The following is a 24,243-nucleotide window of genomic DNA, read 5'->3' on the forward strand; positions in this document are numbered from 1 at the left end:
AACCGGGGAGTGGCGCAGATGTTGCCACATCGCGACGGAGGGCACGATTTCCGGCATGGAAACTCTCGCCAGCCGGGCGGAGCCTCGCCATACAATGCGCGCACCGTCCTCAAGGGAAAGCATCCGGCCATGAAGAAGCTGCGCAGCCTGTCCATCCTGTTGTTGCTGGCCGGTATCACGGCCTGCAGCGCCATGGCGCCCAAACTCGAGACCCCGCGTCTGACCATCATCAATGCGTCGATGACCTCGGGCGACGTCTTCAGCCAGAACTTCCTCGTGCACCTCAACGTGCAGAACCCGAACGATCGCGACCTGCCGATCAAGGGCATCGAATACAAACTGTTCCTGCAGGGCGATTCCTTCGCCGAAGGCACCAGCAGCCGCGCTTTCACCGTGCCCGCCAACGGCGAAACCGAATTCGACATGACGGTGCGGACCAACTTCGTCAGCAGCGTCGGTCGGCTGCTCACGCGTCTCGGCGGCAAGAAGCAGGTGGAGTACGTCTTCGAAGGCAAGGTCATGCTCGCCTCCGGCATGATCCGCACCATTCCCTTCCAGGAAAGCGGCACCGTGGATCTGGCGACGAAGCTGTAAGTCCGGCGCCGCGATCCGGTCGTCAGGGCAGCAGGCCCGCGTACAGCCGTTCGTACTCGCGTCCCTGCACTTCCCAGGAAAAGTCCTGCGCCATGCCGTTGCGGATCATCTGGCGCCAGGCATCCTGATCCTTGAACAGATCGAGCGCCGTGTGCAGCGCCCAGCGCATGGCCGGCACGTCGAAATCGTCGAAGACGATGCCCGTGCCCTGGCGCGTCGCGGGATCCCACGCCTGCACGGAATCGGCGAGACCGCCGGTCTTGCGCACGACGGGGACGGTGCCGTACTTCAGGCTGTACATCTGGTTGAGGCCGCAGGGTTCGTACATCGACGGCATGAGGAAGATGTCGCTCGCCGCCTCGATGAGATGCGCGAGTTCTTCGCTGTAGCCGCGATGAAATACGACGCGATCGGGAAAGCGGCGCTGCAGGTCGACGAAGAACTGTTCGTAGCCGTAGTCGCCGCTGCCGAGCGCGACCAGCGCGCAGTCGCGGCCGCCGAGGATCTCCGGCAGCGGATCGAACAGCAGGTCGAAGCCCTTCTGCGGCGTCATGCGCGAGACGATGCCGAGCAAAGGCGTGGTTTCCGGCACGGCCAGGTTCAGCCAGTCGAGCAGCGCGCGCTTGGTGGCGGCCTTGCCGGAGAGATCCTGCGGCGTGTAGCGATGCTTCAGATAGCGGTCGGTCGCGGGATTCCATTCGTCGTAGTCGACGCCGTTGAGGATGCCGACCACCTCGTCGCCGCGCGCACGCAGCGTCGAATCCAGACCATGACTGCCGATCGGCGACAGAATCTCGCGCGCGTACGTCGGACTCACGGTGCTGACGCGATGCGCGTGCCGCAGGCCTTCGCGCAGCCAGTTGATCTGGCCGCGCGCCAGGTCTTCCGGCGCCAGCAGGTGGCGGATCTCGCCGCCGATGTCATGCGCGGTACCGACGCCGAATACGCCCTGGTAGCCGATGTTGTGGATCGACATGACGGTGCGCGAGTGCTCGAACAGGCGATCCCACGCATACAGGCTCTTGAGCATCAGTGGCACGAGGCCGGTGTGCCAGTCGTTGCAATGAACGACGTGCGGCGCGAAGGCGAGGCGCTGGCACGATTCCAGCGCCGCACGCTGCAGGACCAGGAAGCGCAGGTGTTCGTCGGGTCCCTGGGTGTAGATCGTCGGACGATCGAATGCCGCCGGACAGTGCACCAGCATCACCGGCGTCTGCGTGCCGGGCAGCGTCGCGGCCAGCAGCGAGAACGAATAGCGGTGCGCGCCGAGCCGCAGTTCGACGTCCTGGACGTTCGCCACCGGCTGCGGGCTCAGCGAGCCGAGACTGATGCTCGAATACAGCGGCATGAAGACGCGGACGTCGTGTCCGTGTTCGTGCAGATAGCGCGGCAGCGCGCCGGCGACGTCGGCGAGGCCGCCGGTTTTCGCGAGCGGTGCGACTTCGGAGGCGATGAAGCAGATGCGTAGGGACATGCCGACGGGAAGATCTGTGGAGGAAGGTACGCGAACGTCGTGAGCCAGCCTCACGTCCGCGCGGCGGTCAGCGCTGACGGTCGTCGCCGGTGCCGCTTTTTTCGTCGGGGGCAGGGTCGGTGCCGTTGTTCCTGGCATCGCGCGGCGGCGAGAACGCCGCCAGCATCGATTCCTGCATGCGCGTCCACATTTCCAGATTCTGGCGCGTCAGTTCCGACATCGCCGCCATCGGCGCATTGGTCATCATGCGGCTGAGCTGGGTCTGCACGACTTCCTGCTGGCGCATGAAGGTCTCGACGCTCTTTTCCAGATAGGCGCTCAGGAATCCCTGCAGCGAATTGCCGTAGAAGCGGATCAACGATTCCAGCAGCGTCGTCGACAGGATCGGACGGCCGAACTGTTCCTGGTCGGCGATCACCTGCAGCAGGATCAGGCGGGTGATGTCTTCGTGGGTTTTGTCCTCGATGACTTTGACCTGCTCGCCGCTGACCACCATGGTGCGGATGTCATCGAGCGTGATGTGCCGGCTTTGCGACGCATCATAGAGGCGCCGGTTCGCGTACTTCTTGATCAGGCGTGGTTCGCTCATGCGGGATTTCTCGAGTTCTCGCTTGGATCAGCCTGCCGGCGCACGCTGGATTTCTGTGACAATGTCGCGACCGGCGTTCGATCGCGAAGGCGGGCTACTGTAGCGACGGCAATTTGGCGCTGCAACAAGCCCGGCGCGTTGTGGGGACTGAGCCACAGTCGCGCCACAAATGCCGGTTTGTACACAGTTTTTGCGACAGGTTGCGAGACAACGGCGAAGCGAGTTCAGCGATGGCGGACGAGGATGCAGGATCGAAGGACGCGCAGTGGACGGCTGCCTGGATCGAACAGCAGCGCGAGCTGCTGCGCCAGCAGGCCGGTCGCAGCACCGTCGGCAGTGAAGAGGTGCGCAATCTCGGCGCGCGCTGGCTCGACATCGGTCGCGCCTGGCTCGGCGGATTGCAGGGTCTGGCGCAACGCCAGGAGGGCGAGGCGTTGCCGCTCGGTTCCTTCAAGGTGGGCGGAGAACTGCTCGATGTCTGGCGCAATGCCTGGACCACGCTCGACGTCAGCCAGCAAAGCGCGTCGCGCGCCCTGTCCGACATGCTGGGCCGGTTGCCGCCGATCGGCATCGCCCGCGAACACACTGAAGCCTGGCGCGAACTCGCTGCGACCCAGGCCGAATGCCAGCGGCTCGAACAGGAACTGCGCGGCGTGCTGCTCGGCGTGCAGGGCGATGCGCTGAACCTGCTCGAAGAACGCGTGCGCCAGCGTCAGGCCAGCGATCAGCCGATCACGGGCTATCGCGATCTGTACGACCTGTGGGTGGAATGCGCCGAGCAGGTGTTCGCGAAAGTCGCGCACAGCGATGCGTATGGAAAGCTGCAGGCCGAACTCGGCAACGCCAGCATGCGGCTGCGTTCGCATCACCAGCGCGTCATCGAATACGGCCTGCGCCAGTTCGATCTGCCGACCCGTTCCGAACTGAACTCCGTGCATCTGCAATTGCGTGTGCTCAAGCAGCAGGTCGCCGAACTGAAAGCGCGCGACAAGTCCGCTGCCGCCGCGAAGAAGCCGCGCAAGCGCCGCGACAGAGGCCCTTCTCAATGATCGATCTCAAGTTCGACCAGGACCAGGTGAAGCGCGACACCGACGACTTCGTGCAGCGCCTCACGCATGGACTCGCCGTGCTGGCGCAGGTGGGCGATGTCGCGATCGGCAGCGCGGCGAAGGACGCCGTGTACGCCGAGGACAAGCTGGTGCTGTATCGCTACCGCGCCGTCGAGGACGTGCCGGCGCAGTCGCGCGTGCGCGTGCCGCTCGTCATCTGCTACGCGCTGGTGAATCGCCCGTACATGATGGACCTGCAGCCCGACCGCTCATTGATCCGCGGCCTGCTGCAGCGGGGCGTCGATGTGTATCTCATCGACTGGGGTTATCCGGATGGCGCCGATCGCTTCCTGACGTTCGACGACTACGTCTCCGGCTACCTGGCGCGCTGCGTCGATTTCGTGCGCGAGTCGAGCGGCTTCGATCGCGTCAACCTGCTCGGTGTCTGCCAGGGCGGCACGATCAGCCTGTGCTACGCGGCATTGCACGGCGACTCGCTGCGCAACCTGGTGACCATGGTGACCCCCGCGGATTTCCATACGCCGGAAAACCTGCTGGCCAAGTGGACGAAGCATGTCGATCTCGACGCGCTCGTCGCCACGACGGGCAACGTGCCCGGCGAGCTGCTCAATGCGCTGTTCCTCAGCCTGCAGCCGTTCCGCCTCACCAGCCAGAAGTACGTCGACCTGCTCGATCAGATCGACGATCCGAAGGCGCTGGAGAACTTCCTGCGCATGGAGAAGTGGATCTTCGACAGCCCCGATCAGCCCGGCGCCATGTTCCGCGAGTTCATGCAGTGGTTCGTGAAGGAGAACCGCCTCATGCACGGCACGCTGGAACTCGGCGGCCGCGCGGTTGACCTCAAGTCGATGCAGACCCCGCTGCTCAATATCTATGCGCAGTTCGATCACCTGGTGCCGCCGTCGGCCAGCGAACCGATCGAAAAACTGGTCGGCTCGCGTGATTACAGCAGCTACCAGTTCCCCGGCGGACATATCGGCATCTACGTGAGCGGCGCCGCGCAGCGCGAGGTGCCGGAACGCATCGCGTCGTGGCTGCGCGAGCGCGACGCTCGATAGGAGACTCTTCTTCCTGTGGGGCCGGCTTTAGCCGGCCTTCTGAAGAAGTCAGGCTGAAGCCTGACCCACAGGAAGAATCTCTTCCGTCAGTTATGACGCCATATCGTCTGGCACTGTTCCTGACGCGCTGCGGCGAGTAAATTCCCGGCTCCCCCCGAGGCTCGGCTTCGTCACCGGTTTGTCACCACCATGATCTACGACAGCATTCTCGGCACGATCGGTCGCACGCCCATCGTTCGCATCAACCGGCTGGCGCCGGCCAACATCACGCTGTACGTGAAGTGCGAGTTCTTCAACCCGCTGTCGTCGGTGAAGGATCGCCTCGCGATCGCGATCATCGAAGATGCCGAACGGCGCGGGGTGCTGAAGCCGGGGCAGACGGTGGTCGAGGCGACCTCGGGCAACACCGGGATCGCGCTGGCGATGGTGTGCGCCGCGAAGGGTTATCCGTTCGTGGCCGTGATGGCGGAATCGTTCTCGGTCGAGCGCCGCAAGATCATGCGGATGCTGGGCGCGAAGGTGATCCTGACGCCGGCGGCGGAGCGCGGTTCCGGCATGGTCCGCAAGGCCGCGGAGCTGGCCGGGAAACATGGCTGGTTCCTCGCCAGCCAGTTCGAAAACCAGGCGAATCCGGAATACCACCGCAACACCACCGGCCCCGAAATCCTCAGCGACTTCGCCGGTCGCCGTCTGGATTTCTGGGTTACGGGCTGGGGCACGGGCGGCACGCTCACCGGCGCCGGCGAAATGATCAAGAAGGCGCGGCCGTCGACGAAGGTGATCGTGGCCGAACCGGCGAGCGCCTCGCTGCTCACCGGCGCGGAGTTCAAGCCCCACAAGATCCAGGGCTGGACGCCGGACTTCGTGCCGAAGGTGCTCAATCGCGAGATCGCCGATGAGATCCTGCAGGTGGCCGATGACGAGGCCATCCAGGCGTCGCGCAATCTGGCGGCGAAGGAAGGCATCTTCTGCGGTATCTCTTCCGGCGCCACGTTTGCTGCCGCGCTCAAGGTCGCGCAGCGCGCACCGAATGATTCGGTGATCCTCGCGATGCTGCCGGATACCGGCGAGCGGTATCTCAGCACGCCGCTGTTCGAAGGGATTCCGGATGCTTCGGATGCGGAGCCGTAGTCGTATCTCGGCTCTTTCTTCAGAAGGCCGGCTGAAGCCGGCCCCACAGCAAGAGTGAGTCGTGCGCCCGACGGATTGAGCGTTTGCCTGATCCGCAGTCCTCCATCGCGCCGATATCATTGAATTTACGATTCTTTACAACTTCGGCGGAATGGCTTTTCGGCAGTTGTCGAACTGATCGAACGCCATCCGGTCGGAGTTCCGATTCACTGAACTTTCTCCACTGAAGTTTCCTGACGGTCGGTCATAGTCCACGGCTCCTGCTGTCCGGCGGATCCGCAAGTCTTTGTCTTGGCCAGCTGAAGCGACGGTCTATTCGGTCTGCAGTTACATGGGTCCAGGTGTGCGCAACATAGTGGTTGGAGCGGCGTTGCTCGTCGCGGTGGCGGGAATCGGTTGGTATGCGAAGTCGAATGGCGGGCCGCAGGCACCGAGCGCAGCACGTCAGGCACCCGGTGCCGGCAAGCCCGTCAACGTCATTGCGGCAACGGTGAACTACGTGCCATTCGCGCAGGACATCGAAGCCATCGGCACCGCACGCGCCAACGAAGCGGTCGATGTCACTGCCAAGGTGTCCAACCGCGTCACGGCGATCGCCTTCCGCGAAGGCCAGTTCGTCAAGGCGGGCGACATCCTGGTCGAATTCGACAGCGAACAGGTGCGCGCCAGTCTCGCCGAAGCGGAGGCCGCGCTGCGCGACAGCCGCAGCCAGTTCAACCGCAGCCGCGAACTGTTCGCCACCAGGGCGCTGTCCGAAGCGCAGCTCGATCAGTTGCAGGCAACGCTGAGCATGAACGAGGCGCGTGTTGCCGGCGCGCGTTCGCAGCTCAACGACACCATCATCCGTGCGCCCTTCGCCGGTCGCGTCGGCCTGCGCAACGTCAGCGTCGGCAGTTTCGTCAGTCCCGGCACGATCATCACCACCCTCGACGATTCCAGCGTCATCAAGCTCGACTTCTCCGTCCCCGAACTGTTCCTGGCGCAGATCAGGGAAGGGCTGCAGATCAACAGCCGCACGACCGCGTATGCGGGAGTGACGTTCAAGGGCACGGTGTCGGGCATCGACAACCGGCTCGATCCGGTGAGTCGTGCCGTGCTGGTGCGGGCGCGCATCGACAATCGCGATGGCCGGCTGAAGCCCGGCATGCTCATGACGGTGAGTCTCATGCGCGCCGCGGCGCCGGCGCTGCTGATCCCCGAGCAGGCGCTGGTTCCGGAAGGCAACGAGAAGTACGTCTTCGCCGTGCGCGACGGCAAGGCGGTGCGCACGCAGGTGCAGACGGGCCGCCGTCGCCCGGGCGAGGTGGAGATCATCGACGGACTCGGCGACGGCGACGTCGTGATCGTCGAAGGCACGCAGAAAGTCCGTGATGGCATTCCGGTGAATCCGGTCGCCGACGCCGCCGTGCAGGGCGCGGCGCTGGAGCCGGTGCTGCGCCGGGAACGCGCATGATCCTGTCGGAACTGTCGGTCCGCCGACCCGTCTTCGCGATGGTCGTGAGCCTGCTGCTCACGATCATCGGCCTGATGGCGGCGAATCGCCTGTCGGTGCGCGAGTACCCCGACATCAGCGCGCCGATCGTCAGCGTCGCGACGAGCTATCGCGGCGCCACCGCCGAAGTCGTCGAATCCAAGATCACCCAGATCATCGAATCGCAGGTCGCGGGACTCGAAGGCGTGGAGAAGATCACGTCGTCGAGTTCGGAAGAGCGCTCGCGCATCACCATCGAGTTCGGGCTGGGCCGCGACATCGAATCCGCGGCCAACGACGTGCGTGATCGCGTCTCGCGCGTGCAGGGCAATCTGCCGGACGAGGCCGATCCGCCCGAGATCACCAAGGTCGACGCCAACTCCGATCCGGTCATGCACATCGACCTGTCGAGCGACAAGCGTTCGGTGCTCGAACTCAACGACTACGCCGATCGCTACCTGCTCGACCGCTTCTCGATCGTCGACGGCGTGGCCATGGCACGCATCAATGGCGAACGGCGCTATGCGATGCGCATCTGGCTGAATCGCCAGGCGCTCGCGGGGCGCGCGCTGACGGTTCAGGACGTCGAAACGGCGCTGCGTCGCGAAAACCTGCAGCTGCCGGCGGGTCGCATCGAATCGGTCAATCGCGAGTTTTCGCTGCGCACCGATACCGGCTTCAACACCGAGGAAGACTTCCGCCAGCTCGTGATCGGGCGCGGCGTCGACGGTTCGTTCGTGCGGCTGGGCGAGGTCGCGGAAGTGAAGCGCGACGCCGAGGACCTGCGCTCGATCTCGCGCTCCGACGGCGTCACCGGCATCAGCTTCGCCATCGTGCCGACCTCGACGGCGAACGTGCTCGACGTCACGCGCGGCGTGCAGGAGGAAATGGCCCGCATCCGCGCGACGCTGCCCGAAGACATCCGCATGGAGATCAACGTCGACAATTCGCTGTTCGTGCATGCGTCGATCAACGAAGTGATCCATGCGCTGGTGGTCGCGCTGATTCTCGTGCTGGTCGTGATCTATGCATTCCTCGGCACCTGGCGCGCGACGCTGATTCCGGCCATCACGATTCCGGTGTCGATCATCGCGGCGGCCATCGTCATGGTGATGGCGGGCTTCTCGATCAACGTGCTGACCTTGCTCGGCGCGGTGCTCGCCATCGGCCTGGTCGTCGACGATGCGATCGTCGTGCTGGAAAACATCATGCGACGCATCGAGGAAGGCGAGCCCGCCTTGCTCGCCGCCGTCGACGGCAGTCGCGAAATCGGCTTCGCCGTCGTCGCCACCACGCTGGTGCTGATCGCCGTGTTCCTGCCGATCTCGTATCTGCCCGGCAATCTCGGCCGCCTGTTCGGCGAGTTCGGCATCACCATCGCGGCGGCGATTGCCTTCTCGGCGCTGATTTCGCTGACGCTGGTGCCGATGATGACCTCGAAGTTCTTCGCCCGGGGCGCGGTGCGCAGCCGCACTACGCTGGTGGTCGAGCGCTTCTTCCACTGGCTGTCGTCGAAATACGAGCAGTCGCTGCGCGCCACGATCGGCCGGCCGGCGGTCGGTCTCGGCATGGCGGCGGGTGCGATCGTGCTCGGCGTGCTGCTCTACAAGGTGCTGCCGACGGAATACGCGCCGACGGAAGATCGCGCCAATCTCCAGATCATCATCACGGCGCCGGAAGGATCGAGCCTCGCGTATCTGGATCGCTATCTGAAGCAGGTCGAGGCCGTTGTTGCGGATGAAGTGACCCGCGGCAATGCGCGTCGCATCCTGACGCGCTCCGGCAACTGGGGCGGCGGCGGCGACGTGAACCTCGGCCGTGTCGTGCTGCCGCTGACGCCGTGGGAAGAGCGTACGGAGTCCGCGACACAGATCGTGCAGCGCCTGCGCGCCAAGGTGTCGGATTTTCCCGGCGCGCGCGTGATCGTTACCCAGCCCGGCGGTCTCGGCGTGCGCGGCGGCTCGCCGGTGCGACTGGTGCTGGGCGGCTCCAACTACGAAGAACTGGCGAAATGGCGCGACATCGTCCTGGCGCGCGCCGCCGAGAATCCTGGCCTGGTGAACCTGGACTCGGACTACTACGAACGCAAGCCGCAGCTCGACGTCGCCATCGATCGCAATCGCGCCGCCGACCTGGGCGTTTCGCTGGAAACCGTCGGCCGTTCGCTCGAAACCATGATGGGCTCGCGCATCGTCACGACCTACCTGGAGCGCGGCGAGGAATATCGCGTCATCCTGCAGGCGCGCGAGAGCGATCGCGCCACGCCGGGCGATCTGGAGAACATCTACGTCCGTTCGCTCACCACGGGCGCCATGATCCCGTTGTCGAACCTGGTGAAGCTGACCGAGACCGCCGGGCCGATCGACTACAAGCGCTTCGACCGCCTGCGCGCGGTGACGATCTCGGCGAGTCTCTCGCCGGGCTATTCGCTGGGCGAGGCCGTGGAGTACATGGAAAAGATCGTCCGCGAGGATCTGCCGCCGGAGGCACAGGTCAACTGGGACGGCGAGTCGCGCGAGTTCCAGCGGTCCGGTTCGGCGCTGTACGTGACGTTCCTGCTGTCGCTGACCATCGTGTTCCTGGTGCTGGCGGCGCAGTTCGAGAGCTTCCGCCATCCCCTGATCATCATGGTGACCGTGCCGCTGGCGATCACCGGCGCGCTGATCGGCCTGTGGGTGCAGAACGGCACGATCAACGTGTTCAGCCAGATCGGCTGCATCATGCTGATCGGCCTTGCGGCGAAGAACGGCATCCTGATCGTGGAGTTCGCCAATCAGCTGCGGGACCGGGGCATGGAGTTCGTCGAGTCCATCATCGAGGCGTCCGCCATCCGTCTGCGGCCGGTGCTGATGACCAGCCTGTGTACGCTGTTCGGGGCGGTGCCGCTGATGATCGCGACCGGTGCCGGGGCGGAAAGTCGCCAGGCGATCGGCGCGGTCGTGGTTTACGGGGTCGCCTTCTCGCTGCTGCTGACGTTGTATGTGGTGCCGACGGTCTACGCCCTGATCGCGCGGCGTACGCAGTCGCCGGAACACGTCAGCCGCCTGATCGAGCATCTGCGGGGCAAGGCGTTGCCATCTCCGTCCAAGGACAAGCCGGCGCCCACCGGCTCCTGAGACGCCCGAATAAAAAAAGGCCGGTGACAACGTCGCCGGCCTCAGGGGGTGTCCAAAGCGCCCGAAGGCGCTCGCAGGAGGACGTCACTTGAGACTGACTCGCCTGCGACTGGTTCCGCACCTCGTTACATTAATTCTCTGAAATGTGCGGTAGGCAAATTGCCCGCGCACGGTCGCCATCATTAGAAATAACTGAATGAATACGGGAGAAATCCCGCAGCAGGCCAGGCCGATGCGGCTTGCTAGAATCGCCGCGTTCCCGCCGATTGCCCGAATGCGTCCGGACCTTCCGTTCGTCGATGCGGCAGCGGCCCGTTGCGAGTGACCGACCCATGGCCCTGACTCCCTACCAGCAGCTCGAGCAGGAATTCCGTCGCCTGCATGCCTTCCGCAGTGCCGCCGGCATCCTGCGCTGGGATTCCGCCGTCATGATGCCGCGCGGCAGTTCGGACCTGCGGGGCGAACAGCTCGCGGCGCTCGAAACCGAAAGCCATGCGCTGCTGGTGTCGCCGCGCGTGTCGCGCCTGATCGAGCGGGCCGATGCCAATGCCCAGATGCTGGAGGACTGGCAGATCGCCAACCTGCAGGAGATGCGCCGCGAACGCGATCACTCCATCGCCACGCCGCGCACGCTGGTGTCGCGCCTGGCCAAGGCGACCTCCCGGGCCGAGGTGAAATGGCTCGAAGCCAAGCAGAAAAGCGATTTCTCGATCTTCGCGCCGCATCTGGAGGAAGTCGTGGGCCTGCTGCGCGACAAGGCCGCGTTGCTCGGCAAGGCACTGAACCTGGATCCCTACGATGCGCTCGCCGATGAATTCAGTCCCGGGCTGCGCAGCGAAGAAATCGACACGATCTTCACCGCGCTGGGGCGGCGCCTGCCTGGCCTCATTCACGAAGTCATCGAACACCAGGAACGTCGACCGGCGCTGGACATCACTGGCCGCTTCGGCGCCTCGAAACAGCGCGCCCTGGCCACGGAACTGATGAAGGCCCTGGGATTCCCGTTCGATCGCGGTCGCCTCGACGAAAGCGAGCATCCCTTCACCGGCGGTGTGCCGGGCGACATCCGCATCACGACCCGCTTCAGCGCCACCGACCCGCTGACGGGCCTGATGGGTGTGCTGCACGAGACCGGGCACGCCATGTACGACGTGGGTCTGCCGGAGGCGTGGCGCGGCCAGCCGGTGGGGCGTGATCGCGGCATGGCGATGCAGGAAAGCCAGTCGCTGCTGCTGGAAATGCTCATCTGCCGCAACCGCCCCTTCCTGCAGTACCTGAAGCCGCTGCTGGAAAAGTCGTTCGGCGTTTCCGGCCCCGAATGGGAAGTCGAAAACCTGTATCGCCTGCTGACCCGCGTGCGACGCAGCCTGATCCGGGTCGATGCCGACGAAGTGACCTACCCGGTCCACATCCTGCTGCGCTACGAACTGGAAACCGAGATCCTGAAGGGCGAACTGCGCGTGAAGGACGTGCCCGACGCCTGGAACAGCCGCATGGAAGATCGTCTCGGCGTGCGGCCCTCGAACGATGCCGAAGGCTGCCTGCAGGACGTGCACTGGGCCGTCGGTTCCTTCGGCTACTTTCCTTCCTATGCCATCGGCGCCGTGATTGCGGCCCAGCTCTACGAGAGCCTGCGATCCGAGCGTCCCGAACTCGACCAGGAAATTGCCGCGGGCCAGTTCACCGGCCTGTTCGACTGGCTCAAGCAGAACGTGCACGGGCTCGGCGCCAGCGTGAGCATGCCGGAGCTGATTCAGAGAGCCACGGGCAAACCGCTGTCGGCGGCGGCGTGGGTGCGGTATGCGGAGGGGAAGTATCTGGAGGAGTGAGATATCAGGCGACAGGTAACAGGCTACAGCCAGAGCGATGCGGGCTTTGCAAACGGATGTGCTTGTCCCTGAAACTCCAAGACCTGTAGCCCGTCGCCTGTAGCCTGAAACCATGTCCGCCCTCCCCGAACCCTCCAACAACTTCCGCCGCCTGCAGGCCCGCCTGCGGGGCGAGGTCGGTCGCGCGATCGAAGATTTCGCGATGATCGAGGACGGCGATCGGGTGATGGTCTGCCTGTCCGGCGGCAAGGATTCGTACACGCTGCTCGACATCCTGCTGTCGTTGAAGCGCAGCGCGCCGGTGCGGTTCGAGCTGGTGGCGGTGAATCTCGATCAGAAACAGCCGGGATTCCCGGCGCATGTGCTGCCCGACTACCTCACCGCGCTCGGCGTGCCATTCCACATCATCGAGCAGGACACGTATTCCGTCGTCAAGCGCGTCATTCCCGAAGGCAAGACCATGTGCGGGCTGTGTTCGCGCCTGCGTCGCGGCGCGCTGTATCGCTATGCCGCCGAGAACGGCATCACGAAGATCGCGCTCGGACATCATCGCGACGACATCGTGCAGACGCTGTTCCTGAACATGTTCTTCGGCGGCAAGCTCAAGACCATGCCGCCGAAGCTGCGTTCGGAAGACGGCCGGCACATCGTCATCCGGCCGCTCGCCTACGTGGCGGAGTCCGATATCGAACGCTATGCGAAGGCGCGCCAGTTCCCGCTGATTCCGTGCTCGCTGTGCGGCTCGCAGGAAAACATGCAGCGGGTCGAGATCAGGAAAATGCTGCACGAATGGGAGGCGCGCTATCCGGGGCGCACCGAGTCGATCTTCTCCAGCCTGCGCAACGTCGTGCCGTCGCATCTCGCCGATCCACGCCTCCACGATTTCAGCCTGCCCGGGACTTCCGAGCGCGGAGATGCAGGCATTCTGGATGAGTAATGTCTCGATGAATGAGGAAGCGAAGCAGACCGTCGTCTTCTCGCACGGTCTCGACGGCGAACCCTGGGGGACGAAAGTCGTGGCGCTGGCCAAGGTGGCCGAAGCGCGCGGCCTGCACGTCGAGTCGCTCGACTATCGCGGCATGGAGGCGCCCGCACGAGTCGAAAAATTGCTGAAGTTTGCGAAGGAACGGGCGCGGCCGCTGATTCTCGTCGGCTCCAGTCTCGGCGGTCACGTGGCGGCGTCCGTGTCCTCGCAGGTGCCGACGCGCGGCCTGTTCCTGATGGCGCCGGCGTTCTTCATGCCCGGATTCGAGCAATACACACCGGTGCCGGGGCGCTGTCCCATCGACATCGTGCACGGCTGGAACGACGACGTCGTTCCCGCACAGAACAGCATCCGCTTCGCGCAGCAATATCGCGCGACGCTGCATCTGATCGATTCCGATCACCGGCTCACCGCGAATCTCGGCGAAGTCTGCGAGCTGTTCGATCTGTTCCTGCGCCGGCTCGCGTCCGGCTAGCCGGGCCGGCGATGCGCTACTATCGCCGCACCAACGACATGCAAGGCAGCGTCATGACTCACCTGCACCGGCTTGCTCTCATCGCCTTCTGCGCGTGCTCCTTCGCGGGCTGCGGCAGCAGTTCTGAGCCGCCGGAACCGCCGAAGGTGGAGGACACGGCGTTCGGCGACATGGTCGGCACCATGGACAAGGCCCGCGGCGTGCAGGACACGGTCGACGCGCAGAAGCAGCAGACGGACCAGCAGATCAACGCTGCCGAAGGGCAGTAACTCCGCACGTCCGCGACGCCGATGGCCGATCAGTCTGGCTGGGACCGCTTCTTCCTGGCGCTGCTGCGCACGCCGATTTCCATCTGGGCGCGACCGCATGTGTTGCCCGAGGATCTGCGCAAGCGCTACGCGAATCATCCGCGTCCGCTCTGCTATGCGCTCGAACGGCGCAGCGTCGCCGACATGGTGGTGCTGGAAAAGGTCGCGCAGGCGCAGGGCCTGCCCGATCCGATGCAGTCGCTGAAGCCGCCGCTGCCGTCGCAATCCGCCTTCTTTCTCGAACGTCCGGCCGGTTTCTGGGGCAACCGCATCGATCGGCGCATTCCCGAGACGCTGCGCGAACTCGTCGCCGCCGTCGCGGCCGACGCGTCGCTCGATGTCGATCTGGTGCCGGTCAACATCCTGTGGGGCCGCGCGCCTGACAAAGAGGCTTCCTGGTTCCGCCTGCTGCTGTCGGAAACCTGGGGACGCGTCGGTCGCTTTCGCCGCATGCTGTCGGTGGTGGTGAACGGACGGAATCTGTTCGTGCAGTTCGGCGAGCCGGTGTCGCTGCGCGGGCTGCTCGAAGCCGGCGTCGAACCGCAGCGTGCCGTGCGCCGCGCCGCGCGCATCCTGCGCACGGCGCTGAGTCGCCAGCGCGCAGCAGCGATCGGTCCTGATCTTTCGCATCAGCGCACGATTCTCACGCAGGTGCTGAAAGCGGGCGCCGTGCGTCGCGCCATGAGCGACGAAATGCGCTCGAAAAAGATTTCGCGGCGCGAGGCGCTGAAGCTGGCCACCGACTACGCCGGGGAGATCGCGGCCAACTATTCCCACGTCTTCGTCGCCATCATGGCGCGCGGACTGACCTGGTTCTGGACCCGTCTCTACGACGGCGTCGAGCTGCACAACTTCAATCAGCTGCAGCAGATCGCCGACGGCAACGAAGTCGTCTACGTGCCGTGTCATCGCAGCCACATCGACTACCTGCTGCTGTCCTACGTCATCTACTACAAGGGCTACGCGGTGCCGCACATCGCGGCGGGCATCAATCTCAACATGCCGGTGGTGGGACGCTTCCTGCGACGCGGCGGCGCGTTCTTCATGCGCCGCAGCTTCAAGGGCAACACGCTCTACACGATGGTGTTCATGAAATACCTCGGTCTCATGATGGCGCGCGGACATTCCATCGAATACTTCGTCGAAGGCGGACGCAGCCGCACCGGCCGGCTGCTGCCGCCCAAGACCGGCATGCTATCGATGACCCTGCGCAGTTATCTGCGCGAACCGAAACGGCCGATCGTGTTCCTGCCGGTGTATTTCGGTTACGAGCGGCTGGTCGAGGGCAAGACCTACATCGGCGAACTGTCCGGGCAGCCGAAGCAGAAGGAATCGGTGGTCGGCATGCTGCGCACCCTGCCGGCCTTGCGGAAGCGCTTCGGCAAGGTCCACGTGAGTTTCGGCGAGCCGGTGCATCTCAACGACATCCTGCAGAAGCATGCGCCCGATCGTGTCGCGGGACAGGCGGAAAAGACCGATCGGCCTGCATGGCTGCCTGCGGCCGTCGACGATCTCGCGACGAGCATCATGATGAACATCAACAGCGCGGCCTGTGCGACGCCGATCAATCTGCTCGCGCTGGCGCTGCTGGCGACACCGAAGCAGTCGATGCTCGAAGCGGACCTGGCGCGGCAGGTTGAAATGTATGCGTCGCTGTTGCGGCAGGCGCCGTATTCGGCGCACGTCTGGGTGACGGACATGGATGGCGCGTCGATGATCCGGCACGGCGAACGCATGGAAGTGCTGCAGCGTCTCAAGCATCCGCTCGGCGACGTGCTGAAGATGACGGAAGAGACGTCGGTGCTCATGACCTACTTCCGCAACAACGTGCTGCACCTGATCGCGCTACCGTCGCTGATCGCCTGCTGCTTCCTGAACAACCGCACCATGAGCAGCGTGGACATCCAGCGCCTGATGCGCCGTATCTATCCTTACGTGTGCGACGAACTCTCGCTGCGCTGGACCGAGGCCGAAGTCGACGCTGCGGTGCTCGAAGTACTGGACGATCTCGCCAATCACGGCCTGATCGAGGCGCTTGAAGACAATACTCAGTGGCGTCGTCCGCCGACCGGATCGTCGGAAGCCGTGCAGCTGTCCGTGCTGGCGCAGATCACCGTGCAGATCATCGAGCGCTACTACCTCGCCATCGCCATCCTGCTGAAGTCCGGCAGCGGCCGCATCACGCAGGAGGCGCTGGAGTCGCAGTGCCAGCTCATGGCGCAGCGCATGTCGCTGCTGCATGAACTGAACTCGCCCGAGTTCTTCGACAAGGTGCTGTTCAAGAACTTCATCGACCTGCTGCGTTCGCGCAAGGTCATCGACGTGAATGGCGAAGGGCGGCTGACCTTCAGCGAAGTGCTCGACGTGGTTGCCCTGGATGCGCAGCTGGTGCTGCACGAACAGATCCGCAACAGTATTCTGCAGGTGACTCACGCGTGAGTCGTCCCCGCGTCAGCGGGGTCCATTTTCTGTCGACGTGAAGCACGGAGCCGACTTCATGCGTCCCTTCCTCACTTTCGCCCTGCTGGCCCTGATTGCGTCCGCAGCGCACGCCGAAACCGTTCTCTCGGCCGGCAGCCCGACCGCCACGGCCGGCATGCCGTTCGAACTGGTGATGACCATCACCAACGACGATGACTCGACGCTGACGATGGCGCTGCCCGATCTCCTGCACGTCCGGCTCGAAACGCCGGCCGCCGTGACGACGCTCGAATTCACCCCCGATCGCGCCGGACCGCTGACGATTGCTCCCCGCGGATTCCAGAAAGTCCGATTGCAGGGATCGCTGCCTGCCGGGGCGGAAGGTCTCGTCACGCTGACCTCGACCGGCATCGAGGCGAATCCCGTGCTGTTGCAGGTCCAGTCTGCGCCTGCCGCGCAAACTGCCGCCGCGCCTGTCGCAGACTCGAAGCGACCGACGCCCACGGCAAGCCGGCTGATCGACAAGCCGCCGCCCCTTGCGGTATCGACCTACGAACCGGTGTTCTTCATCGTCGGCGGCGATGGCGGGGTGAATGCGAAGTTCCAGATCAGCTTCCGCTACCAGCTGTTCGATGGCGATGGGCCGCTGGCGAGCCGCCTGCCCTGGCTCGACGATCTGTATCTGTCGTTCTCGACGACGTCGCTGTGGGATCTCGGCGAACTGTCGAAGCCCTTCACCGATTCGAGCTACCGGCCGCGCCTGTTCTATGCGAACTACGATCTCGCGCGCGCCATGGACGGCCAACTGCGCTTCGGCGTCGAGACGGGATTCGGTCACGAGTCGAACGGCAAGGAGGGCGACGACTCGCGCAGCTACAACATGTTCTATGCGCGTCCCACGCTGAGCTTCGGCGATCCCGACGGCCTGCGTGCGTACGTCGCGCCGCTGATCCACAACTACATCGCGGAAGACGAGAATCCCGACCTCAAGGACTATCGCGGCTACGTCGACTGGCTGATCGGCATCGGCAGTCGCGGCGGCCTGGATTTCTGGGCCACGCTGCGCCGTGGTACCCGCAGCGACTACGGCAGCGCGGAACTGAACCTGTCGTATCCGCTGTCGAAGCTGAGCCGCGGCGATCTGCAGGGATGGCTCATGCTGCAGTACTTCGGCGGCTACGGCGAAAGCCTGCTGAACTATCGCGACAAGCTGGATTCGCAGCTGCGGCTGGGGATTGCGATTGCGCTGTGAGCCAGAGCAGAGCCCTTCCGGCTCACTGCTCGCAGCTCATAGCTCATCGCTTCTTCTCAATCGAACTGCCTGACTTTGCCGCGCGCGCTCTTCACCTGGCTGCGCTGCTGCTTTCCTTCCAGCCGTCGTTCCTTCGAGGCGCGCGTCGGCTTCGTCGCCCGTCGCACCTTCGGCTCGATCGACGCCCGTGCGATCAACTCGTCGAGACGCTCGAAGGCGTCGCGACGATTGTGTTCCTGAGTACGAAAACGCTGTGCGGAAATGACGATGACGTCTTCGTCCGTCAGACGTCGTCCGGCAAGTGTTCGCAGTCGTGCGCGGATGCGATCGGGCAATTGCGGCCAGGCCTTGAGATCGCAACGCAGCTGCACGGCGCTGGCGACCTTGTTGACGTTCTGGCCGCCCGGTCCGCCAGCGCGGATGAAACGTATGTCCAGTGCCGCGTCGGGCGGTTGCAGCGAGGGAGCCGGGCTCACATCGGATCCAGGTCTTCCGGCTTGCGCATTTCCAGAAGGACCTGGCGCTGCGCGACGGGGATGGTGATGCCATGCGAGCGGAACAGGCGCCAGATCGCGCGGTTCACATCGGAGCGCACATTGTTCACGCCTTCCTGCGGATCGGAAATCCAGAAGCGCAGTTCGAGATCGAAGCCGTAGTCGTTGAACCCCATCATGCGCGCCACCGGCCCCGGATCGCGCAGGATGCGCGAATGCCCGTCCGCCGCCTGCAGCAGCACCGACAGCGCCAGTTCGGGATCGTCCTTGTAGCTGACGCGCACCGGCAGCTTCAGGCGCACGCGCGGATCGGTGTAGCTCCAGTTGATGACCGGATTGATGATCAGGTGCTGATTCGGCACCAGCGTCTCGACGCCGTCGCGATCGCGGACCACGACGTAGCGGCCGCGCAGTTCCTGCACCCAGCCGAAGCCTTCGGTGCTCGTGCCCGTCGTGCCGGTGAAGCTGATGACGTCGCCGGGCTTGATCGAACGATCCATCAACAGCACGAAGCCGCTGATGAAGTTGGCGACGATGGCCTGCAGGCCGAAGCCGAGGCCGACGCCGATCGCGCCGGTGAGCACGTTCAGCGTCGTGAGATCCAGTCCCGCTGCATTGAGGCCCAGCAGGATCGACAGGCCGATCAGGAACGCCTGCGAAAATTTTGCAATGCCGATGCGCATGCTGAGCGCGAGACCCTGCATCGCCATCAGCCGCTGTTCGAACCAGCGCGCGATCCACACCGCGACCAGGATGAAGATGCCGACCGTGAACAGCAGCTTCATCACCGACCAGAGCGTGATGCGCGACTTGTCGGTCTTGATGCCGACGCTGTCGAGCGCCTGCACCAGCGGCTCGAACCAGCCGAGCACATGCAGGGCGAGTACGAGCCACACCACCAGCGTGATCGTGTTGCCCCAGCCCTTGGTGCGATTGCCCAGCGACAGCCGCACCAGGTACACCGCGACGCGGATCAGCAGCAAGAGGCCCGCCAGCGTGATCGCGAGATCGACGATGTGGCTGCGGACTTTCAATGCATGCAGTACGCCGCCGAAGGCAGCAACGAGAACCAGCGCTGCCAGATGCGGGCTGGCAATCAGGAACATCTCGGTGACGCGTGCGCGGAAACCGCTCTGGGTCAGTGCGGCGCGGGCCCGGTCGGTGCTGACGACCTGCCGCCCGAACCACCATGCCAGCAATGCGGCGATGGCGATGGCGCCGAGTTGCAGGAGCGAGTTGGGAGTCAGGAGGGCTTCGAGGCTCTCACCGATGTTGCGCAGCAGTTCCTGCATTTGCCTTCAGGGATTCAGGCGTTGAGATCGGGGATGAGCTGGCTTTCGAGCCGCGCGATCTGGTCTTTCAGCAGGAGCTTGCGCTTCTTGAGGCGGCGCAGCTGCACTTCGTTCACGTACAGATCCATCTGCAGGCGATTGATCACATCGTCGAGATCGCGATGCTCGATCCGCAGATCGCGCAGTCGTTCGAGACGCCGGAAAGTCTCGGTTTCAACGTTGTTTTCCGATTCGCTCATCGCGGCGGTACTTTATATAACCCGGCAGATTACAGCCACCAGCGCAGCTCAATGGCGCTGGTCGCCACGATCTTCCCGATCCTCACGACTCGGCGGGGCAGTCGGGCGGCGCTGTGCGCGCCACTGATCCAGCTGCAGCACATTGCCGGGCAGTTCCTTCGGCTCCGCGGCCGGCGGCGGTGCTGCGCTTTGCAGTACTGCCCGACGGGCGGACTCGCCCGGCGCATAGCCGACCGTGTCGACCCGCTGTCCGCTGAGGACGACGAATCCCTGCAGGCGTTCGATGCTCGTTGCCGTGTAGTCGAATACGTAGGTGCGGCGCAGGGTGAGCCAGCCGCGGTCGCTGCGGGTCCAGCCGATGCGGGCGAATGCGACGGTGCCGTCGAGGAACTGCAGCCCCAGCCGTTCGCAGGCGTCGATGGCGGCCGCATTCGCGCGTTCGCGTGCAGCGAGGCTGTCTTGCCAGAACCACGCGATCGCCGCGGCGGCAATGACGAAAACCAGCGCAGTCCAGCTGAGAAACATTGCAGGCTCGGGATGATTCCGTAAGGAGAAGGCGCCGCAGCGCCGGACGAAGAGGCCGTCGCTATGATACGGCTTCCATGAGCACGGTACCGACCTCTTTGCCCGTTCAGCCTGCGCAACGACCGCGATGGTCGCAGATCGATACGGTGCTGCTCGACATGGACGGCACGTTGCTGGATCTGCAATTTGACAATTATTTCTGGCTGCAGCTCGTGCCCGAACGTTTTGCGCAGCGTCATGCGCTGACGCTGGAGGCGGCGCGCCAGGCACTGACGCCGCGATTCGCCGCACGGCAGGGCACGCTCGACTGGTACTGCACGGATTTCTGGAGCCGCGATCTCGGCCTCGACATCGCGGCGCTCAAGCACGAGGTCCGCGAGCGGGTGGAGTATCTGCCAGGCGCCGAAGGATTCCTGGCGGAGATGCGTCGTCGCCGATTGCGCACGGCGCTATTGACCAATGCCCATCGCGACGCTTTGCGCGTGAAGGATGTACAGAGCGGCCTGACGCGCTACTTCGATGTCGTCGTCAGTTCGCACGACTACGGCGCGCCCAAGGAATCCGCCGAGTTCTGGCGCCGGGCGCAGGCGGAAGTGGGATTCGATCCGTCGCGCAGCCTGTTCGTCGATGACAGTCTTGCCGTGCTGCGCGCCGCGCGGGCGCATGGCATTGCCCAGGTGTATGCGATCACTCATCCGGACTCAGGCGGCGGCCGGCGCGAGGTCACTGAATTTCCGGCCGTGCCGCGGGTTGCCGACTTACTCGACTGAGTCCGTCATTCGCTGGTCGGTGTCGGCGTGTCGGGCTGACCGCCGGCCGGGCGATTGCCGCGTCGGCGACGCCGTCGGCGTTTCGCGCCATTCCCTTGCGCATCACCCGCCGGGCCTGTTTCCTGCGGCGCGGCAGTCGCCGGCTGATCGGAAGAGCCCTGCGCTGGTCGTGGCTGCGAACGGCGCGGCGGCGGCCGTGATCCGTGCGATCGACCGCCATTCGAACCGTGGCGGCCGCCGCCGCGGTGCGGGCCGGAATGACGCGGCCGGCGCGCGGGAATCGAAATCTCGGGCAACAGTTCCAGCGGCACCGCAGCCACCGGAATCTTGCGATCGATGTAGGCCTCGATGTCCGGCAGCGAGATCACGTAGTCCTCGCAGCCGAAGCTGATGGCATCGCCATCGGTGCCGGCGCGTGCCGTGCGGCCGATGCGGTGCACATAGTCTTCGGGATCCTGCGGCAGGTCGTAGTTGAAAACGTGGCTGACATCGGGAATGTGCAGGCCGCGCGAGGCGACGTCGGTGCCGATGAGCACGGCGAGCGTGCCTTCGTGGAAGTCGCGCAGCATGCGCAGGCGTTTGCGTTGCGGCACGTCGCCGGAGATCGCTTCGGCATTGATGCCGTTGCTTTGCAACAGTCCCTCGATGTCTTCCGCGGCGCGACGGGTATTGACGAACACCATGCTGCGCCGCGGATCCATGTGTTTGAGCAGCCCGACCAGCAGCCGCGGCTTCTCGTCGTTCGACGGGTAGTAGATCACCTGACGGATGCGATCCACGGTCATCTTGTCCGGCTCGATGCGTACGAGCGTCGGATCGTTCATGTGCTCATAGGCGAGTTCGAGCACGCGCTGCGACAACGTCGCGGAGAACAGCATGTTCAGGCGCTGATCCGGGGCAGGGAGGCGGCGCAGGATGTAGCGGATGTCGGCGATGAAACCGAGATCGAACATGCGATCGGCTTCGTCCAGCACCAGCACCTGCACGCAGCGCAGGTCGATCACCCGCTGTTTGAAGAAATCGATGATGCGGCCGGGCGTGCCGATGAGAATGTCGACGCCCTGTTCCAGGTGATGCTTCTGCTTTTCGTAATCGACGCCGCCGAAGGCGAGTCCCAGGCGCAGGCCCGTATGCGAGCCCAGTGTTTCGGCATCGCCATGAATCTGCACGGCGAGTTCGCGGGTCGGAGCGACCACCAGCGCGCGTGGCGCATTCAGGCTGCGCGATGCCGGAATGGGTTCGCGGATCAATCGCGCATACAGCGCCACCAGGAACGCGGCGGTCTTGCCCGTGCCGGTCTGTGCCTGACCGGCGACATCCATGCCCGCGAGGGCCTGGGGCAATGTCTGGGCCTGGATCGGCGTACAGCGTTCGAACGACGCATCCGCGAGGCCTTTCTGCAGCGTCTCGGGAAGATGCAGGCTGGAGAAGGACAGTTCGGTGAGATGTGAATCAGCCATTGATTTCGATGTAGTCCCGGGTGTGTGAATGAAAGAAAAATCTCGGTTGCTACGGCCATGAATTGCGGCAAGCGGAGGCTTGCAAATTGAAATGGGCCCGGTTCTAATAAGCCCAACGCAGCGGACTCATCCGCGCCCGCCCCGACCGGAATACCGGCACCAAGCGACTCCTTCGTTGAACAAGACCCCCGTCGGGGTTGGCTCGCTCAACACCTTGGCTTTCGAGCACGAGCACCGCGCAGCTACGTAACAGTCCACGGAACCCTAACCGCCAGCATTGTGCCCGACCGAGCACGCGCAAGTCACTAAATACGGTCCATCCCGCCGACTTACGATTTTTTCCGTTCCTTTAGTCCCATACGAATCTTCCATCGATCGAACGATTTGAGGAGACCTCCTGGTGAGCAGCGACACGATCAAGCACATCACCGACGCGAGCTTCGAAGACGATGTACTCAAGTCCGGCCAGCCCGTGCTGCTGGATTTCTGGGCCGAATGGTGCGGCCCCTGCAAGATGATTGCGCCGATGCTCGATGAGATCGCCGACGAGTACAAATCCAAGGTCACGATCGCGAAGATCAACATCGACGACAACCCGCGGACTCCACAGCGCTTCAACGTCCGCGGTATTCCGACACTCATTCTCTTCAAAAACGGTCAGGTCGAGGGGCAGAAAGTCGGAGCCCTGCGCAAAGCCGATCTGGCCGCATTCCTGGAAAGCAAACTGTGAGAGGCTATCTCGGCAATCAGGCCCGCAACCGTCAGGGCGGTGGTGGCGGCAACAAGGGCGGCGGTCGTCAGAACCGCGGCGGCAACAACGACGGCAATCGCGGCAATCATCGTCAGCAGCATGACGATCTGCCGATCGATGATTTCGACGCCGATGACGTAGGCATCATTTCGCCATCGGAACTGGCGGCCTCGCGCCAGTCGATGAACCTGACCCAGCTGAAGCTGAAGCCGGTGTCGGAACTCGTCGAAGTCGCGCAGAAGATGGGGCTGGAGAATCTTGCCCGTTCGCGCAAGCAGGACATCATCTTCTCCATTCTCAAGGCGCATGCGCGCAGCGGCGAAGACATCTACGGCGACGGCGTGCTGGAAATCCTGCAGGACGGCTTCGGCTTCCTGCGTTCCGCCGACAGCTCCTATCTCGCCGGTCCGGACGACATTTACGTCAGCCCGAGCCAGATCCGCCGCTTCAATCTGCGCACCGGCGACTCGATCTCCGGCCTGATCCGTCCGCCGAAGGATGGCGAGCGCTACTTCGCGCTGCTGAAGGTCGGCGAAATCAATTTCGATTCGCCCGAAGGCGCCAAGCACAAGGTCCTGTTCGAGAACCTGACGCCGCTGCATCCGACCAAGCGCTTCAAGCTGGAGCGCGGCAACGGTTCCAGCGAAGACCTGACGGCCCGCATCATCGATCTCGTCGCCCCGATCGGCAAAGGCCAGCGCGGCCTGATCATTTCGCCGCCGAAGGCCGGCAAGACGATGCTGCTGCAGAACATCGCGAGTTCGATCACCTCGAACCATCCCGATGTCTATCTGATCGTTCTGCTGATCGACGAGCGTCCGGAAGAAGTGACGGAAATGACGCGCACGGTGCGCGGCGAAGTCGTGTCGTCGACCTTCGATGAACCGGCGACGCGCCACGTGCAGGTCGCGGAAATGGTGATCGAGAAGGCCAAGCGCC

General features: G+C 64.3%; 22 protein-coding genes. 15 read left to right on the forward strand and 7 right to left on the reverse strand.

From position 1 onward, the window contains the following. Positions 1 to 129 precede the first annotated feature (129 nt). Positions 130 to 594, forward strand: a complete 465-nt coding sequence (locus tag V7D81_RS13265; RefSeq protein WP_324317014.1) for an LEA type 2 family protein — start codon at positions 130 to 132, stop codon at positions 592 to 594. Between the two features lie 22 nt (positions 595 to 616). Here the strand turns inward: V7D81_RS13265 and V7D81_RS13270 are convergent, their stop codons facing one another. Then, positions 617 to 2,068 (reverse strand): glycogen synthase, encoded by a 1,452-nt coding sequence (locus V7D81_RS13270; RefSeq protein WP_324317015.1) that lies wholly within the window; start codon positions 2,066 to 2,068, stop codon positions 617 to 619. A gap of 67 nt (positions 2,069 to 2,135) precedes the next feature. Then, positions 2,136 to 2,657: a polyhydroxyalkanoate synthesis repressor PhaR gene (gene phaR, locus V7D81_RS13275; protein WP_324317016.1), complete on the reverse strand. Its 522-nt coding sequence runs from the start codon at positions 2,655 to 2,657 to the stop codon at positions 2,136 to 2,138. A 230-nt stretch (positions 2,658 to 2,887) separates the two neighbouring features. Here phaR and V7D81_RS13280 point away from each other — a divergent pair, with 230 nt between their 5' ends. The 11 genes from V7D81_RS13280 to V7D81_RS13330 all read left to right on the forward strand — a co-directional run bounded on the left by V7D81_RS13280 (position 2,888) and on the right by V7D81_RS13330 (position 17,773). Further along, positions 2,888 to 3,706, forward strand: coding sequence for a poly(R)-hydroxyalkanoic acid synthase subunit PhaE (locus tag V7D81_RS13280; protein ID WP_442958350.1), 819 nt, complete (start codon positions 2,888 to 2,890; stop codon positions 3,704 to 3,706). After that, complete coding sequence (phaC, locus tag V7D81_RS13285) at positions 3,703 to 4,785, forward strand: class III poly(R)-hydroxyalkanoic acid synthase subunit PhaC (protein ID WP_324317018.1); 1,083 nt, start codon at positions 3,703 to 3,705, stop codon at positions 4,783 to 4,785. The genes V7D81_RS13280 and phaC overlap by 4 nt, the downstream gene beginning before the upstream one ends. Positions 4,786 to 4,974: 189 nt before the next feature. Beyond that, positions 4,975 to 5,916, forward strand: coding sequence for a cysteine synthase A (gene cysK, locus V7D81_RS13290; RefSeq protein WP_324317019.1), 942 nt, complete (start codon positions 4,975 to 4,977; stop codon positions 5,914 to 5,916). A 343-nt stretch (positions 5,917 to 6,259) separates the two neighbouring features. Then, positions 6,260 to 7,369, forward strand: a complete 1,110-nt coding sequence (locus V7D81_RS13295) for an efflux RND transporter periplasmic adaptor subunit (protein WP_324317020.1) — start codon at positions 6,260 to 6,262, stop codon at positions 7,367 to 7,369. Continuing rightward, a complete protein-coding gene (locus V7D81_RS13300; protein ID WP_324317021.1) occupies positions 7,366 to 10,503 on the forward strand; it encodes an efflux RND transporter permease subunit in 3,138 nt (1,045 codons plus the stop codon). Before V7D81_RS13295 ends, V7D81_RS13300 begins: the two co-directional genes overlap by 4 nt. Before the next feature lie 332 nt (positions 10,504 to 10,835). Further along, entirely contained in the window at positions 10,836 to 12,332 is a 1,497-nt protein-coding gene (locus tag V7D81_RS13305) for a carboxypeptidase M32 (RefSeq protein ID WP_324317022.1), read from the forward strand. A gap of 112 nt (positions 12,333 to 12,444) precedes the next feature. Beyond that, positions 12,445 to 13,269, forward strand: coding sequence for a tRNA 2-thiocytidine(32) synthetase TtcA (gene ttcA, locus V7D81_RS13310; protein WP_324317023.1), 825 nt, complete (start codon positions 12,445 to 12,447; stop codon positions 13,267 to 13,269). Next, a complete protein-coding gene (locus V7D81_RS13315; RefSeq protein WP_324317024.1) occupies positions 13,262 to 13,792 on the forward strand; it encodes an alpha/beta hydrolase in 531 nt (176 codons plus the stop codon). The genes ttcA and V7D81_RS13315 overlap by 8 nt, the downstream gene beginning before the upstream one ends. A gap of 11 nt (positions 13,793 to 13,803) precedes the next feature. Beyond that, positions 13,804 to 14,061 carry a hypothetical protein gene (locus V7D81_RS13320; RefSeq protein WP_324317025.1) on the forward strand — a complete coding sequence of 86 codons (258 nt, stop codon included), beginning with the start codon at positions 13,804 to 13,806 and terminating at the stop codon, positions 14,059 to 14,061. Between the two features lie 21 nt (positions 14,062 to 14,082). Further along, on the forward strand, positions 14,083 to 16,539 hold the full coding sequence (plsB, locus tag V7D81_RS13325) for a glycerol-3-phosphate 1-O-acyltransferase PlsB (protein ID WP_324317026.1): 2,457 nt from the start codon (positions 14,083 to 14,085) through the stop codon (positions 16,537 to 16,539). Between the two features lie 58 nt (positions 16,540 to 16,597). Next, complete coding sequence (locus V7D81_RS13330; RefSeq protein ID WP_324317027.1) at positions 16,598 to 17,773, forward strand: phospholipase A; 1,176 nt, start codon at positions 16,598 to 16,600, stop codon at positions 17,771 to 17,773. A gap of 56 nt (positions 17,774 to 17,829) precedes the next feature. Here V7D81_RS13330 and arfB read toward each other — a convergent pair whose 3' ends face one another. Genes arfB through V7D81_RS13350 form a run of 4 tightly spaced genes read right to left on the reverse strand, consistent with a single transcriptional unit; the run spans position 17,830 to position 20,323 of the window. Beyond that, positions 17,830 to 18,249 carry an alternative ribosome rescue aminoacyl-tRNA hydrolase ArfB gene (arfB, locus tag V7D81_RS13335; protein WP_324317028.1) on the reverse strand — a complete coding sequence of 140 codons (420 nt, stop codon included), beginning with the start codon at positions 18,247 to 18,249 and terminating at the stop codon, positions 17,830 to 17,832. Next, a complete protein-coding gene (locus V7D81_RS13340) occupies positions 18,246 to 19,559 on the reverse strand; it encodes a mechanosensitive ion channel family protein (RefSeq protein ID WP_324317029.1) in 1,314 nt (437 codons plus the stop codon). The genes arfB and V7D81_RS13340 overlap by 4 nt, the downstream gene beginning before the upstream one ends. A 14-nt stretch (positions 19,560 to 19,573) precedes the next feature. Further along, positions 19,574 to 19,798, reverse strand: coding sequence for a DUF465 domain-containing protein (locus tag V7D81_RS13345; protein WP_324317030.1), 225 nt, complete (start codon positions 19,796 to 19,798; stop codon positions 19,574 to 19,576). A 48-nt stretch (positions 19,799 to 19,846) separates the two neighbouring features. After that, the gene (locus tag V7D81_RS13350) at positions 19,847 to 20,323 is read right to left on the reverse strand and encodes a DUF3301 domain-containing protein (RefSeq protein ID WP_324317031.1); all 477 of its coding nucleotides are present in this window, start codon (positions 20,321 to 20,323) and stop codon (positions 19,847 to 19,849) included. A gap of 98 nt (positions 20,324 to 20,421) precedes the next feature. Between V7D81_RS13350 and yrfG the strand changes: the two genes are divergently transcribed. Next, positions 20,422 to 21,093 carry a GMP/IMP nucleotidase gene (gene yrfG / locus V7D81_RS13355; protein WP_442958351.1) on the forward strand — a complete coding sequence of 224 codons (672 nt, stop codon included), beginning with the start codon at positions 20,422 to 20,424 and terminating at the stop codon, positions 21,091 to 21,093. A 5-nt stretch (positions 21,094 to 21,098) separates the two neighbouring features. Here the strand turns inward: yrfG and V7D81_RS13360 are convergent, their stop codons facing one another. Next, complete coding sequence (locus tag V7D81_RS13360; protein ID WP_324317033.1) at positions 21,099 to 22,553, reverse strand: DEAD/DEAH box helicase; 1,455 nt, start codon at positions 22,551 to 22,553, stop codon at positions 21,099 to 21,101. A gap of 400 nt (positions 22,554 to 22,953) precedes the next feature. On the opposite strand from V7D81_RS13360, the gene trxA reads away from it, so the two are divergent. Both trxA and rho read left to right on the forward strand, forming a co-directional pair. Beyond that, positions 22,954 to 23,283 (forward strand): thioredoxin TrxA, encoded by a 330-nt coding sequence (gene trxA / locus V7D81_RS13365; RefSeq protein ID WP_324317034.1) that lies wholly within the window; start codon positions 22,954 to 22,956, stop codon positions 23,281 to 23,283. Positions 23,284 to 23,486: 203 nt separating this feature from the next. Beyond that, positions 23,487 to 24,243, forward strand: a 757-nt coding sequence (gene rho, locus V7D81_RS13370) for a transcription termination factor Rho (protein ID WP_324317035.1), incomplete at its 3' end; no start/stop codon positions are given.

Source organism: Povalibacter sp., assembly GCF_036735925.1.
GTDB lineage: Bacteria > Pseudomonadota > Gammaproteobacteria > Steroidobacterales > Steroidobacteraceae > Steroidobacter.